Annotated in this window: 12 protein-coding genes; 3 read left to right on the plus strand and 9 right to left on the minus strand. The window is 51.4% G+C overall.

Annotated elements, in window-relative coordinates; all coding sequences use genetic code 11:
- Window positions 1-74: 74 nt before the first annotated feature.
- From GE107_RS25250 to GE107_RS25275, 6 genes are all read right to left on the minus strand, one after another.
- On the minus strand, window positions 75-431 hold the full coding sequence (locus tag GE107_RS25250) for a response regulator (protein ID WP_219644412.1): 357 nt from the start codon (window positions 429-431) through the stop codon (window positions 75-77).
- 21 nt (window positions 432-452) lie between these two features.
- Window positions 453-932 carry a chemotaxis protein CheX gene (locus GE107_RS25255; protein ID WP_219644414.1) on the minus strand — a complete coding sequence of 160 codons (480 nt, stop codon included), beginning with the start codon at window positions 930-932 and terminating at the stop codon, window positions 453-455.
- Between the two features lie 30 nt (window positions 933-962).
- Complete coding sequence (locus GE107_RS25260) at window positions 963-2,552, minus strand: methyl-accepting chemotaxis protein (protein ID WP_255570863.1); 1,590 nt, start codon at window positions 2,550-2,552, stop codon at window positions 963-965.
- Between the two features lie 14 nt (window positions 2,553-2,566).
- Window positions 2,567-4,135: a methyl-accepting chemotaxis protein gene (locus tag GE107_RS25265; RefSeq protein WP_219644416.1), complete on the minus strand. Its 1,569-nt coding sequence runs from the start codon at window positions 4,133-4,135 to the stop codon at window positions 2,567-2,569.
- An 82-nt stretch (window positions 4,136-4,217) separates the two neighbouring features.
- Window positions 4,218-6,281: a chemotaxis protein CheA gene (locus GE107_RS25270; RefSeq protein WP_219644418.1), complete on the minus strand. Its 2,064-nt coding sequence runs from the start codon at window positions 6,279-6,281 to the stop codon at window positions 4,218-4,220.
- Window positions 6,282-6,292: 11 nt separating this feature from the next.
- On the minus strand, window positions 6,293-6,721 hold the full coding sequence (locus tag GE107_RS25275) for a chemotaxis protein CheW (RefSeq protein WP_219644420.1): 429 nt from the start codon (window positions 6,719-6,721) through the stop codon (window positions 6,293-6,295).
- Window positions 6,722-7,462: 741 nt separating this feature from the next.
- Here GE107_RS25275 and GE107_RS25280 point away from each other — a divergent pair.
- The 3 genes from GE107_RS25280 (at window position 7,463) to GE107_RS25290 (ending at window position 11,169) form a co-directional block, all read left to right on the plus strand.
- On the plus strand, window positions 7,463-9,022 hold the full coding sequence (locus tag GE107_RS25280) for a response regulator (protein ID WP_219644422.1): 1,560 nt from the start codon (window positions 7,463-7,465) through the stop codon (window positions 9,020-9,022).
- A gap of 204 nt (window positions 9,023-9,226) precedes the next feature.
- Window positions 9,227-9,715, plus strand: coding sequence for a C40 family peptidase (locus GE107_RS25285; RefSeq protein WP_219644424.1), 489 nt, complete (start codon window positions 9,227-9,229; stop codon window positions 9,713-9,715).
- Window positions 9,716-10,104: 389 nt separating this feature from the next.
- Window positions 10,105-11,169: a glycine-rich domain-containing protein gene (locus tag GE107_RS25290; RefSeq protein WP_219644426.1), complete on the plus strand. Its 1,065-nt coding sequence runs from the start codon at window positions 10,105-10,107 to the stop codon at window positions 11,167-11,169.
- 210 nt (window positions 11,170-11,379) lie between these two features.
- Here the strand turns inward: GE107_RS25290 and GE107_RS25295 are convergent, their stop codons facing one another.
- From GE107_RS25295 to GE107_RS25305, 3 genes are read right to left on the minus strand one after another with little or no spacing between them, the layout of a single operon-like run.
- Window positions 11,380-12,552 (minus strand): Ger(x)C family spore germination protein, encoded by a 1,173-nt coding sequence (locus tag GE107_RS25295; protein ID WP_219644428.1) that lies wholly within the window; start codon window positions 12,550-12,552, stop codon window positions 11,380-11,382.
- On the minus strand, window positions 12,549-13,640 hold the full coding sequence (locus tag GE107_RS25300) for a GerAB/ArcD/ProY family transporter (RefSeq protein ID WP_219644430.1): 1,092 nt from the start codon (window positions 13,638-13,640) through the stop codon (window positions 12,549-12,551). Before GE107_RS25300 ends, GE107_RS25295 begins: the two co-directional genes overlap by 4 nt.
- Before the next feature lie 4 nt (window positions 13,641-13,644).
- Complete coding sequence (locus GE107_RS25305) at window positions 13,645-15,129, minus strand: spore germination protein (RefSeq protein ID WP_219644431.1); 1,485 nt, start codon at window positions 15,127-15,129, stop codon at window positions 13,645-13,647.
- Between the last annotated feature and the right edge of the window lie 362 nt (window positions 15,130-15,491).

Below are 15,491 nucleotides of genomic sequence, written 5' to 3' on the forward strand. Positions count from 1 at the left end.
CTTATAATCGTAGCATTATTCGACATAAATAACGAAAAAAATCGGGGACTTTCGTCCCCGGACAATCGTTCAAGTCATTTTGCCGCACGGGATACCGCCTTCAAAAACCGTTCCTCTTCCACGGGCTTGACCACGAAATCGTAAGCACCGGCGAGAATCGCCGCTCTCACCATCGGTTCCTGCCCCATGGCGGAAGTCATCAGAATCTTCGCTTTCGGATCCTTGGCCCGTATCTCGCCGACCGCTTCGATTCCGTCTTTGGCCGGCATGGTGATATCCATCGTCACCAGATCCGGCTTGAGCTCGAAGTACTTGGCCACCGCATCGTTGCCGTCCACCGCTTCTCCGGCTACTTCATATCCCGCGGTTTCAAGAATTTTCCGAAGCATCATCCGCATAAAAGCGGCATCATCTACGATCAGCACTCTCATGTCCGTATCCGCTCTCCTTTCTTACCCTTCGTTTCTCCCGGCTTCAAGGGCCAGATTCATTTCCATTCCGTCCATTCCTTCCAGATGAATCGGGATCGAAACGACGTTCATTTTCACCGCCGACACTTCCATTCCGCTCCCTGCAACCAAGGTAGGAGGAGTAATGTCGAGCGATAGCCCTTCCTTCGAATAAAGAGCAATCGCAGCGTTGCCGCAGATCATATTGCCCAGCTCGGATACGGCGCTTTGAGCCATGGCATCGAATTCGGCGATGGCGGCTCCTCCCATCATGACCGATGCGATATTCATAGCGGCGGCTGTCGACATTCCCAGATAGACTTGTCCGCGAAGATCTCCGGTCACTCCTATGACCGTCAGGATCTCATTGCCTGTGAAAGCCGTTTCCCGTTTAGAAGGACTGCCGATTTGGGGTGACAACTGGAACATGCCGAATACGTTATTTGCCGATTCCTGAAAAGGTTTCAGGTGCCATTCTTCCATAGAGAACATCTCCTTGTATGGGATACATCTTTAATGAATCTTGAAGACCGAAACGGTTCGGTTCAAATCTTCGGCCAGCTGGGCCAGAGATTGGGCCGCTGCGGCGGTCTCCTCGCTGCTCGCGGCGGATTCCTCCGTCGCGGCGGAAATCGTTTCGATCGCTTGCAGCACCTCCGACGTCTGAGCGGCCTGCTGCTCGCTGGCGGCCGCGATTTCCGATACTTTCAGGCCGGATTCGTTCACCATCGACACGATATTTTCGAAGGCCTCGCCCATTTTCTGGGACGTTTCGACACCGTCCCCGACCGCTTTTACGCTTTCCTTCGTGTTCGTCTGCATGCCTTTGATGATGGCCGTAATCTGCTTGGTCGCCTCGCCGCTGCGCTCCGCCAGCTTGCGGACTTCGTCCGCGACAACGGCAAAGCCGCGCCCCTGATCGCCTGCCCGCGCCGCTTCGATGGCGGCGTTCAAGGCGAGCAGATTCGTCTGCTCGGCGATGTCGTCGATGACTTCGATAATTTCCCCGATTTTATTCGAATCGTTCTCCAGCTTGGACATCTGCTCGTTCAGACGGTCCATGCTGCGGATCGAAGCGTTGACGACCTTGCCGCCTTCCCGGGCGATTTCCGTTGTCCGGTTCGACATATCCGACGCCTGCTCCGCGCTCTGAGCTACCGAAGCGATCGCCTCGGACAACTCCTTGAACAGCTCGCTCATCGTCTGCGCGGATTTGGCCTGATCGTTGCTGCCGCTGGCGATTTCCTCCGTGCTGGCGGAGATTTGCTGCGAAGAGGCGGATACGCTTTCGGCAGCGGACAGAACCTTGTCCACCGTATCTTTAAACCCGGTCAGCATGGCGTTGAAAGACGCGTTGAGCTGGCCGATCTCATCCTTCGCGTTGTAGTCCCCCTGCACCGTCAAGTCGCCCTTCTCGGCCCGGCCCATCAGCGCCTGTAATTTCTTCACGGGGCGGGTGATGAGATTCGTAATGGCGATGCCGATGACGGTGAGAAGAGAGGCCGCGATCAGAGCGGCGATAATCATAATCGTTACGGCTGTCGAGGCGGCTTTCTTGTTATCGCCGTTGATGACCCCGGCCGTTTCATTGGCATTGGCAACCATCTGGTCAATCGTATCGAGTGTCTGCCTCATCAAGGCATCCGTCTTGTTGAGGAACAATCCATACGCTTCTTCGTTCTTGCCCTTGAGCGCCAGCGCGATTCCTTCATCCCGTAACTTGCTGTATGCGGCATATTGTTCTTGAAACTTCGGATATAGCGCTTTATTCCTTGGTTGCATCGTAAGCGCGTCGAGACGCGCGAATTGCTGCTGAACCTTAGGCCCCCTGGCTTTGATTTGCTCGCTCAAGTCCTTCATCTTGTTCGCATCATTGCTAACGATAATTTCCATGAAATTCGCGATGTTTGCCCGCATCGAATTCCGGATCGTTTGCAGCGAATCGACGATCTGCATGTTATTTTTGTATAAGTTATCCCCGTTATCCGCCACTTTGTTGATATAGTTGTAACCGATGACAGCGACTGAGATCAGCATCAGCAGAGCCAGCACAATAAGCGTAAAGATCTTATAGTACAGCTTCAGATTTTTGAACAGGTTCATGGGTTCTCCTCCAGTCAGCTGATTTTGAAAACAGATACCGTTTTATTCAAATCCTCCGCCAACTGGGCCAGCGATTGGGCCGCCGCGGCGGTCTCTTCGCTGCTCGCGGCGGATTCCTCCGTCGAAGAGGAGATCGTTTCGATCGCCTGCAGCACCTCCGACGTCTGCGCGGACTGTTGCTCGCTGGCAGCAGCGATTTCCGACACCTTCAGACTGGAGTCGTTAACCATAGACACGATGTTCTGGAAAGCTTCTCCCATTTTTTGTGATGTCTCGAAGCCTTCCCCAACCGCTTTAACACTTTCCTGCGTGTTTGTTTGCATGCCTTTAATAATGGCCGTAATCTGTTTCGTCGCCTCGCCGCTGCGCTCCGCCAGCTTGCGGACTTCGTCCGCGACGACGGCAAAGCCGCGTCCCTGATCCCCGGCCCGCGCCGCTTCAATCGCAGCGTTTAAAGCAAGCAGATTCGTTTGTTCGGCAATATCGTCGATCACTTCGATGATTTCCCCGATTTTATTCGAATCGTTCTCCAGCTTTGACATTTGCTCGTTCAAACGGTCCATGCTGCGGATCGAAGCGTCAACCACCTTGCCGCCTTCACGAGCGATTTCCGTCGTCCGGTTCGACATGTCGGACGCCTGCTCTGCGCTTCGGGCCATTGCAGCGATCGCCTCAGACAGCCCCTTGAACAGTTCGCTCATCGTCTGCGCGGATTTAGCTTGATCGTTGCTGCCGCTGGCTATTTCCTCCGAGCTGGCCGAAATTTCCTGCGAAGATGCAGAGACGTTGTCCGCCGCCGCCAGAATAGATCCGATGGTGCTGCGCAAATTCACAACCATGAGATTCAGCGATCGGGCTAGATCTCCGATTTCATCCCGATTGGATATCTTTATTTCCTCAAGCGTCAGATTGCCGCCAGCGATAAGGCCGAGGGAACCGGAAACCGATATGATCGGCCTGGAGATGGCACGCACGAGCACAAATACGAGAATGATGGTGACCAGAATGGCAAACGAGCCTATCAAGACGAGCAGAATCGCGGCCTTTTTTTGGACGTTCATGACTTCAATCCACGAGTCGTTCGTAAGCTTGGCGACATCTCTCTTGATTTTCTCATTCGTTTGCCGGAAGCTGTCGAACAGCTTCTTGCCATTTCCGATGTTATCCCGGGCCTTTTCGATTTTCCCCGATTTAACCAAAGCGATTTGTTCGCTGAAATATTCCTCCACGCTTTCGATCTTGGGCTTCGCTTCTCGAATCAATTCTGCCATGATGGGATGACCCTCAAGATGGCTCTCAACAACAGCCAGCGACTCTTGAACGCTATTGCGTCCCGCATTATACGGCTCCAAATAGGCTTCGTCGCCCGTAACCAGATATCCGCGAACCCCGGTTTCTTCGTTCACCAGGGCAAGCAGAATATCATTCGCCGCTTGGCCCAGCGGGATCGCGTCGCTGACAATCATGCCGGTTTGTCGTTTAAGCGCGTCCTGTTGTGAATAGCTTACTCCGATGATCGCAATCATTAGGATCAGTATCAAAACAAAGCTAAACGTTAGTTTTCTGCCGATCGTTAATTTCATGACCGAATCTTCTCCTTAGAATGGGCTAGTGATCAGAACGCCCCAGTCCTGATCCATAATGTCCCTTATGTCGTCTGCATGTTCATGTTGCGCTCCGCCCTGATTGCCCGCCGGCTATCTTCATAATCCCGCCGATTTCCAGAATCAGCGCCACCTGGCCGTTGCCCAAGATCGTCGCGCCCGATATGCCCTCCGTCTTTCCGACGAACGCGCCGAGGGTTTTGATGACGACCTCCTGGTATCCGTGAAGCTCGTCCACCGCCAGCGCCATCCGTTTCTCGGCCCGGCCGACGATGACCATCGGAATTTGCTTTCGTGTCCCAGACGTCCGCGGATAACCGAAGGCATCGTGCAGCCACACGACGGGAATGACCTGATCGCGCAGCGTAACGACGGGAACGCCGCCCGCGGTCCGGATCTCCCTCGGCGCCATTCGGATGATTTCCACGACATTGCTCATCGGCAGGATGTAAATCCGCCCGGCGAGATCCACCATCAAGCCGGTAATAATCGCTAACGTCAGAGGCAGCCGGATTCTGAACCGGGTTCCCCGGCCCTTGTGGGCCTCCACTTCGATCATGCCGTTGATCCGCTCGATGCCGGCCCGTACGATATCCATGCCGACACCGCGTCCGGAAATGTCGCTGACTTCGGGAGCCGTAGACAGGCCCGGGTGAAAAATCAGATTGATGGCTTCTCTCTCCGTGTAATGCTGCGCCTCGTTCGCGGGAATCAATTGATTGTCTATCGCTTTAGCGAGCAGCTTCTCCGTATCGATGCCCGCCCCGTCATCCTCTACGGTTATGATGACTTGATTATCTTCGTGGGAGGCGACGATCCTCAGCGTTCCCTTCTCGGGTTTGCCTGCTCGAACGCGCGCTTCCGGTGTCTCGATGCCGTGGTCAACTGCATTGCGAATAATATGAATGAGCGGATCGCCGATTTCCTCAATCAAGGTGCGGTCAAGCTCCGTTTCTTTGCCTTCCAGTACCAGCTCGACTTCATTGCCGAGCGTATTCGCCAAGTCGCGGACCAGGCGGGGAAACCGGTTGAACAGCTGTTCGATCGGCAGCATGCGCACCTTCATCACGCTTTCCTGCAGCTCCCCGATCACCCGGGTCAGATGATCCGATATGTAACCCATTTCCTGCACGGATTCGTCGGAACCGAATTTCTGTCCGAGCATGCCCTCGACTTGCCGAATCCGTGTCTGATCGATAACGAGCTCCCCGACCAGATTCATCAGATGCTCCAAGCGTTCCACGTTCACCCGGATCGTCTGCGCTTTGGTTTTTTCGATGACGCCCGAAGCTCCCGAGGAGCCCGAAGCCTTCTCCCGCACGGCTTTGTCCTCTTCCCCGACCGACGGGGAAATGGATCTGGGCTCCAATTCCTGCAAGCTGCATGGCGTCACTTCAGCCGATGCGATATCGAACCAGGACCGAATTTCTTCCGCGAGCGTCTCGCTTCGCTCGACGGACGCGATCAGCCAGCAACCCTTATCTTCGTCGTCCGGCGATGCCTGGTTTTCCCTCTCCTTGATTTCCGACCAGACGACCGTTGCCGCTTCCCGAAGCTGTGCGTCAATGACATCCCATCGAACGCTTTTCATCAGGCAGTCCGCCGATAATCGGATTTCGACCCGAAACAAAGACATGCCGGCCGCAGCCTGCTTGCGCGCCGAATCCAGCTTGTCATCCTCCAGCAGGAACGGTGAGCGAACCTGCTGACCCGCTTCCGCCTGCTTCACGTTTTCCGGCATTCGACTGTTGCCCAGCTTATTCAGTTCGGCGGCCAAGTCGTCGATTTCGGACGATTCGTCGCCGTCAGCCGCGATTTCTGCCTGCAGCAGTTTCATCCGGTCCACGCACCGGAAGAATAAGGTGGCCAATTCCGAGGTGACGGAAAATTCGCCGCTGCGCACTTGATCGAGAAGGGATTCCATCGCGTGGGTCAGCTGCTTCATCCTGCCGTAACCCATGGCGGCGGATGAGCCCTTGAGCGTATGCGCCGCCCGGAACAGCCGCTGCACGCCTTCCGCAGAGCCTCCCTCCTGTTCCAGCAGGAGGATTTCCTCCTCCATGACCTGCAGCTGCTCCTCTACTTCTTCCAGGAACAGCGACTTATACTCCGTCATGTTGGCCATCGCCTATCCCCCTACTGCCGAATGAGCACTTCATCCAGCTTCAGAATCCCGGTCAAACCGGACGGCGTAATTCCGATTCCGACGAAGTAATCGCCGTTGATGCCGCCTACACGCTCCGGAGGAGGCTGGATATCGCTGAACGTGGTGACCTTGTGCACTTTATCCACGATGATGCCGACGGATTCCTCGAGATGATTGACCACGACGATGCGGGTCGATTTGGTCAACTCATCCCTGTCGAGGGAAAACAGGCTTCTTAAGCTGATGACCGGGACGATCTTTCCCCGCAAATTGATCACGCCCTGCACGTAGTGCCGGCTGTTCGGAATTTCCGTAATGTCCTGCATCCGGATAATCTCGTGGATGTCCGAGATCAGAATGGCGTAGCTCTCCTCGCCGATTCCGAATTCGACGTACTGGTTTTGATCCGCTTGCCGCATTCCGATTTCCTCCCAAACGTTATTCGTCAATTAACTCCATTTTTCGTCCATTCACCATCAAACACCTAATTCGACAAAAGCTTGTATAAAATATTCTGACGAGTTAGAATAGAATAAGCTGCCTGAAGTCAATTTCCAATTGACTTGCTCCTCAGAACCCCTTTCAATCTTGACTTTTTCCATTTCCCTGCAAACGCTTCCTCTGTATATTTTCCGTTTTATTCCAGTTTGTGCGCAGAGATCATTCCCCTCAAATCAAGAAAGTTACGAAGTGACGTAGTTGACTATCTTATGAACCATCCTCAATTCTAGTCCGATAGTTTTAATTATATTTTCCTAGGACATAGTTACTAAATAGAAAAACTAAAGGACTTATGATGCATAAATTTCCGATAATACTTCACCATTCGACACAGTTCGTCCATCCCAAATATCGAAAGTGATCAAAAATCGTCATATAATCAAGAATACGCAAGATAAAATCGTCATATTGTTCGATTAATCCATGACAATTTTTGAAATAGATGCCGGTTAACCGCTTTATTTTTCGACATAACCATAGCATTGTCGGGCCAAAGCGCCTTTCAGGCATTAGACCCGGATGTTAAATCATGTTAAATTAAGTAGCAGATTTTTTCATGCATAGGTCCGCTTAAATCTCGCCTTCGGATCATCAGAGCGTACAGCAAGTTTCGACAATAAACCGGCGGGTACTATGGTGCGGATCGAAAGGAGGCACAATTGATCCAGGTCATGATTGTCGAGGACGAAGCTCCGATTCAGCGCAGCCTAAGAGTGGTCGTCGAGTCCGCGCACGACATGTTCGAAGTGGCGGCGATGGCCTATAACGGCCTGGAAGCGCTGGAGCTCCTCGACCGCATCAAACCCGATTTGATCATCACGGATATTCGGATGCCCGTCATGAACGGCCTTGAGCTCGCCGGACATGTGCGCGACCGGTACCCGGACACGGAAATCCTTCTCCTGAGCGGTTATCAGGATTTCGAATACGCACGCCAAGCGATGCAGCTCGGCGTGAAGCATTATTTGCTCAAACCGGTTTCGCGGTCCCAAGTCCGAACTCTGCTCGAGGCGATCTACTCCGAGATTCAGGCCCGCAAGAAAAATGCGTTTACACAGTATATTGCATCGTTGATCAACGGGGAGCCGCATCTGATCCTCCCTCCCGAGCGGCAGGAACTCTATGCCTCGCATTTGCTCATGCTGTGCTGCGCAGGACCGGTTCCGCTCATCTCGTTCAACGAGCAAATTCCCGGGAAGACGTACTGGGATAATCGGGATCCGGAACGCATGGTCCCTGAAGAGCTGAAAGGAATCGGCGACCTATCGGTCGTTGGCGGCAAAACCGTGGCGGAACGGTGGGTCATGATTTCGATCTACAAAAACCATTCGGGGCTGCTCCCCCCCGGGACTTGGGCGGAACTGCTCGCGAACCGGCTTGGCAACGATCTTCCCGTCTCTATCGTATACAGCCGTTACTTTTCGGACATTCGGCAAACCGCGCATTGGGCCCAAATCATTCGCTCCATGATGATCAAAAACATCCCCTTCGGAGCTCCGATCCGGTTATCCATCCAGGACGACCTGCTGCCGGACGATGGCCGGATGATTTCCGAGGCTTTCATGGCTCGGCTTGTCAACCTTGCCGTGGGGCAGCAAAACAGGGACCTGTTCAAATCGGAAGTCGTGCATCTCATCGGTACCTGGGGCCGGGCGCCTGCCAAGCAAGTCACGGTGGAGAACGAATTGAACCGGCTCTTGAGCAGTCTGATTAAACAGCTTGGACCCGATTTGCCCTATACGCAGGATTTGCTTGAATTGGAGATTCACAAGATTATCGTATACGCGCTTGACTACGATCAGGTATCCCTGCAAGTCAGCCAGTTGATCGACTATTTGTTCTCGCTGCAAGGTCCGATTCAGAGCGAAAAAGAAGGAAACGAGATCCTGGCCGACAATCTGGAAAAGTATTTGCAGGAACATATGACGGAAGACATCGACCATAAAAAGCTTTCCGACCGGTTCGGCCTTGTTCCTTCCTATCTAAGCAAAGTTTTTGCCAAGTACAAGGGGGTTTCTCCCGCCAAATATATCGTGCAAATCCGGGTTCACAAGGCCAAGGAGCTGTTGTGTCAGGACTCCAATCTGCTGACCAAGGATATTGCGCAAATTGTCGGTTACTCGGATTCCAGTCATTTCAGCCGGATTTTCAAAAGGGAAACCGGAATGTATCCGACCGAATACCGGAAAAAATACGCACCGTGGAGCCGGAATCGTTGAGTTCAACGGCCGCAAGCCCGTCTCTCCCAGCAGGAGCGACGGGCTTATTTTCGTTAAAAGATTCTCATTTAATTCTCATAGAAGCCAAAACATGCCGTTAACACGGGATTTACATTCTTCGTGGAAAAAATTAGGCGATTATAGATGTGGTAAAGTAGATTCTGGATAAATCGCTGACCAGAAGAAAGATGGAGGGAATTTCGCTTGCTTAGAAAACAACTCATCCGGAAAGTAATCAGCGTCGGAATCTGTACCGTCATCGGGCTCGCCGCCCTCGGCTTCGGTCAAGCAGCAACCGTCAGCGCGGCCTCGAAATCCACCGCCAAAGCGGAAAAAATCATCTCCACGGGCAAGAAATACTTAGGGGTGAAATACCGGTTCGGAGCCCCGTCCGGCGTTACGTACGCCTTCGATTGTTCCTCGTTCACCCAATATATCTTCAAGAAGCACGGCATCTCGCTGCCGCGCAGCTCCGCCTCTCAAGCGACCAAAGGGAAAAAGGTGAGCAAAAGCCAGCTCAAGAAAGGCGATCTCGTCTTCTTCAAACGTCCGGGCAAATCGGGCGTCGGCCACGTTGCCGTCTACATCGGCAGCGGGAAGATGCTGGGCGCTTCGGGATCCTCGGTGAAGATCTCCAGCTTGAACTCCTCCTACTGGAAGAAGAACTACATAACCGCCCGCCGCGTGCTGTAGTTATCGATTAGACGGAAGAAGAACCGAAAAGGTTGCAAAAAAGCTGTCTGCAAAGTTTTTGCTTTGCCGGACAGCTTTTTTGAATTGACCCTCTCCTCTGCGATACCCCTACACGATTGCAAATTGTTCATGGCATCGGGTCTTTCCGCCTCCGTCAAATCTCGCCGCAGCATTTCCAGTCACTGACCGCTCTGCATCCAAAATCATGCATATTCTTGTTCGAAGTCGGACACGATGGTTCCCCCCTCATGAAAAAACGCCGCAATACTCCAAGGAATTGGAGTAAGCGGCGTGTGCTTCACGCAAATCATGTTTTTTATCCAGATTCTATCAGATTTTATCACTCCGGATATTCGTTTTTGGTAAAATGTCGGCAGGAGGGGATATCCATGTTGAAATGGTTGAAGCGGATTCTCGGGGGTCCGCCGGCTCCGGAACCGCAAGCTCGTCCCAGAACGTTTGCCTATTCGTCCGTTATCCCCGAAGCGCTCGGCATCCGTCCGGAGCTCGAGGGGGACGCTCACGGTTTGGTCCGTAAACTGGAAGAAGCTCTTCAAGGGCCTTATTTGCCGCAGGTTCGGGAACGCGTCAAGTTCCGCCATCCGGAAATCGGAGACGCGAAATACGGGTGGATGGAAATGGAGATGAAACGTTTCTTTCTTCTTGCCGCCGTTCTTCGCCATGTGCCGATGTACAGCGACGACGCCGATCTGATATGGCACGAAATGCTGATGTTCACCCGGGAATACCAGCAGTTTTGCGACCGATTCGCCGGATTCTACATCCATCATCAACCGAACGTCAGAACGGATGAGGGCGATGCCGCCGCTTCGGAGTCCCAATGGGAAGACAGAGCCGCGTTCGAGCTCGTGTATTCCGCCCTTTTCTGGGTCGCCCCGGAGAACCACAGGCTGCTCGGATTGTTCTATCGGCGCAAAATGCCTCCGGCCCTGCTGGAGGAGATCGAATCGGGAGATCCGGACCGGATCCGCGCGGCTTTGCGCTTCCGGAATTCGGCCGATCCCGCCGTGGCGGCCGTTCAGGAAGGAATCCTGGGCGCCCTTCAGGACAAATCCCGGCAAGCCCGCGCCTACCATGAGGAGAGCCGCCCGTACGAACGCTCTTCCTTCTATGGAGGGACCGATCCGCTATGGACCATGATGGCGTTCGGCATGGCGACCGATTTGTCGCCCTTCGACCCGGTACTGGAGGAAAGCGAGAAGCAACGGGAAACGTCCGGGTCCAGCTGTTCCGTCTATACCGACGGAACCTCCAATTCCAGTTGCAACTCCAGTAACGATAACAACGGCCATAAGGATTCTTCCGATGGAGGCTCCTGCTCCTCGTCCGACGATGGCGGCAGCGGGAGCTCTTCTTGCTCGAGCTCTTCTTGCTCGAGCTCTTCTTGCTCGAGCTCTTCTTGCGGCTCCAGCTGCGGAGGCGGCGGGAACTAATAAATCGCCTCGGCCAGCGATCGAGTTTCATGGAACGGGCATGCGCTCTAGAGCCCGAATCTCCTTGAAGAAGATTCGGGCACACCCTGGCGAGTCCTATATTTATGGTTTTCCGTGAACAGCTTGCCTAAGATGAAAGCCCTGCAAGAGGGGCAATCCTCAGGGGTTCGGTCCGTGGGCAGGGAAAAGTCACATTTTCAAGAGAAGCCCTTACTTCGATATATTTTTTCGCAACATCCCTGTACTTTTGATATCCACATGAACGGTTACATGAAATTTTGCCGATGCATACACGTTGCTCCAAGTACTCTTGAGTTCCTTCCATTTATCTGGATGATACGAGCGAATTTCCCTTCCGAGCAAGAGGATATCCATCTTTTCTCTCTGGCTTTTTCCGATCAATTGTTCGATTTGCTTCTGGATCGCTCCTTCCAATTGTTCTTCCACTTTTTGAAGCTGCTTGGGTTGCATAAGAATTGAAGTGTCGGATGCCTCGGCTATGACGCCAGTGGTACGGATATGGATCTTAACCTGAATCGGTGAGTCGGTTAGGTCGAAAACAAGCTTGCGGGATTGGGCCAAGGTTTGGAAAACCGCCGTTTCATTCTCTGTTCCGATCCACTGTACAATCGTACCCTTTTCAATATTCCCTTGAGTATATAGCCAAGCTCTGGTTTCTTCCCCGTCAATTTTGGCAATCATGCGACCCTTATCGAAAATGGCCATTCCTTCAACTTTCAAGGTGTCTGTGGCTTGTTTCCCGCGCGATCCCTTTATACCTTTGGACGGTATGGCATGAACCATCGGCAGAAACGATAGGATATCAGGATCCGAATAATACGTCATAAAGTCGTTGAAGTTGATCAGAGAATATTCGGATGACTGGTTCGATCTTTCTATAATTCCTCTGATGTCTGTTCCCGGCATCTCAAACGGGGTTGACGCCTGAAGAATATCATCTCCATCGTTCGCAGCTACAAGCAAATATTTTGATCGACGCAATTGGATATCTCTTGCGAATCGGTCGATGATTTCACGTATACCTTTCTTAGCCTGGTCGTTACCGATCACCAATGCTTCCAAATGGAAAAATACGGGGATTCGTGGGGAGATTTTCGATAATTCCCTCTCCGCTTCTTTCAATGTATCTCCTTCTACGGTATAAGATAACGATGAAACTGGTGATTGTGCGCCCTTTCCTCCGGAAGGCGCTGACGGATTAAACCATAGAAAAGTTATGGCGTATTTTTTGTTCACGCCGGAATCAATAGCTGCCGCGCTGAGCAGATTGAGTTGATTGATCTCGCGCTTGTCCCAGCATCCGGCGATGAGCGAAATCGCCAAGAGCATGCCCGTTCCTTGAACAACAAACTTCGTTTTCATGCGAACCTCTTCTTGACCAGGTGAATCAGTCCTAACAAAAATGGGAATCCCGCTTGGAAAACGATCGACCCATAGACCCATGCATCATGCAAGAAATGGGAAAACCGATCGAAGTCTTGCAGCATCATGCTTGGCAGAAGCACCAGGATCGCGGCTATTATTCGTGACTTATAGCCTTCGGAACAATTGAAAAGCTGTATCATCGAGTTATAGCCGACGGAGAATAAAAAACCGGTGGCCACTAAGATGACAGAGGTCCATATGGTAACAAAGAACATTTCCGGCCTCTCAAAAAATTCTCCAATACGGATCAGGGCATCCAACTCGGCGGTAGGGAAGAGGAGATTTTGTAGCTGATAGGGCGAAAATATCCCGATAAACTCCATGATCAACAGTCCTGTAATCAGACTGGTCAAGATCATCCACCCTATAAAGGACGCGGAGGACTTATTTTGCGTTTGATACCGGATATAGGGATGTATCATGGTCAGCACAACGACCTGCCCATTGGAAGCGAACGTAAATAAGGAAGCGTGAACGATTTGTGACCAATCGCTCTGCAATAAGGGAAGGTAATGGATGAAGCGAACTTCGCGCAGAACGGAACATAACAAAAAAATGATGGTAGCGTACGAAATGATGAGCAGGACGGTACTCATTCTGGCTAATGTCCCAATCCCTTGGATAGAGCAGTAATATGCGAATGCGAGGATCATGACAACGAAAATCGGAGCGGGGGTCTGAGGCATAAACATCGTTTTGAATACTTGCAAAATCAGTTGCACATGAATCATTGTGATGGTTATGAAATACAGAAAATAGACGCCGCCGACCAATTTGCCGAAAAAACGGCCCAATACCAACTCCGAAAATTGCATGAGGGTGTATTCAGGAAATCGGTTCGTCAGCCATACCGTGTAGGCGCATAAGAATATTGTCACTATGATAGCCAGCATAACGGATATCCACATGTCCTGATGCGCATATTCCGCCATTACCGGCGGAGCCAGTACGTGGCTTTGAATAACCAAAAGCAAACCGATTAGAGAGGCAGCTTGCCCCACGGAGATATCAACATGCCTGTTCAATGTTTCATCTCCTTCTTTTTTTCACGGAAAACTGTCGACGTAACGACTCTTCCGGAGCAGCAAAGGTGGGTTTTTCGGCAAGGTTCCTCAAGGGGAAGCGCAGCAGCGTATCCTTCCAGTCCCTAAGGATAAATGGAGCCAAAGGGGTAAGATAAGGTACGCCGAAAGAACGCAATCCCGTTAAATAAGCAAATAACAGCATCAATCCCCAAGATATGCCGAAAAAACCAAGAAAACCGGCCAACCCGATAAAAACAAATTTAAGGACTCGGGTTGTGATACCAAGCGTAATATCGGGAATCGCAAAGGAAGCGATAGCGGTTATCGAAACGATAATGACCATCATCGGACTAATAATCCCCGCATTGACAGCCGCTTCGCCGATGACCAAAGCTCCGACGATACTGATCGCGTTGCCAATGAGTTTAGGCATACGTAAAGCCGCCTCTCTTAACAGTTCAAAGGTGCCTTCCATCAATAACACCTCAACCATTGACGGAAAGGGGATGGGTTCCCTTCCGGACGATAAGTTAATGGCAAGCTTGGTCGGTATCATCTCCTGATGAAAGCTCGTTAAGGCAATATAGAAGGAAGGCAATAACAGGGAAATAAGAACAGCTCCGAGCCGCAAAATGCGAATGGCCGAGCTCAGCCAAAACGTAAAATAATAATCGTCAGGGGCTTTCAGAAGACTAAGGAACTGTATGGGACCATATATCACGAACGGAGTTCCGTCTACCATAACGGCAAATCCTCCGTCGATTAATTGGAATTCAATTTTATCGGGTCTTTCGGTACTGGCGAGCGTAGGAAAGAGAGAGTTTGGATGATCCTGAAGAAACTCGATCAATTGGTAGCTCGAAACGAATGCGTCCACATGTATATTTTCGATTCGTTTCTTAAGCTCCTCAATCAATTCGGCATTTGCTGCATGTTCCAAGTAAACCATGACGATACGAGTCTGCGTGATTGTTCCGAGCGTGTATTTTTTTATTTTAAGCAAAGGGGAATGTATTCTTTGACGCAACAGGGCAACGTTGGTATCGACATTTTCGATAAATGCATCTTTTGGGCCTCTAAGGGCCGGTTCAGTCTTCGGGTCATCTATTGGCCTTTGCCGGTTATTCAAAGCGGAGGTCAAAAAGGCGCAATCGATTCCTTTCATCAGTATTACAACTTGTCCTTGCACAAGCGCTTGCACAACGTTATCGAGATGGTGAACTTGCCGGGTATCCCCGACGGGTATTGCTTTTTGCTTCAAAAAAACAAACATCTCTTCCGGGGTATTGGCGGGACTTGTTTCGTACAGAACCGGCAAAATATCGCGGTCAAGAATCGTTTGATCGACCATCGTGTGTAAATAAATGATCGCGAAATTGCACTGATCGTCCGTACGAATATACAGATCATCCACTTCATTGAAAAAACGATTCTGGAGCAAGTGCAAGTTGAACTCGAGGTTTTCCGAGACATGATATTGCTTGTTCATTGCACTGACATCCTTTTCTTCCCCATCATTGTTTCGCTGAAGAGCCGCATATCTTTTGTAAAGACATGTTTTCCATTAGGGGGAGAAAATATACCAACTTCTGAACTAAGCGCATTGGGAGTGTTCCGAGGAACGATAACGAATGCAGCGGCCGTTAAACACTAGTTTTTCAAGTATTTACTAGAGTAAAGGACTGAAAATAACTTCAGTCCCTCCGGGTAGAAGGGCCACCCAACTGGTGGCCCGAACCCCCACAGAACCCGGCGTGCGGATTTCCCGCACCGGGCTCTTCAGAAATGGATTCACAGCATAGCGTAGGTCTTCAATCGATTGTAGGGGATGAAGAGTTTCGGTCGCTTAAG

This window comes from Cohnella sp. CFH 77786 (assembly GCF_019400745.1).
Lineage (GTDB): Bacteria > Bacillota > Bacilli > Paenibacillales > Paenibacillaceae > Cohnella.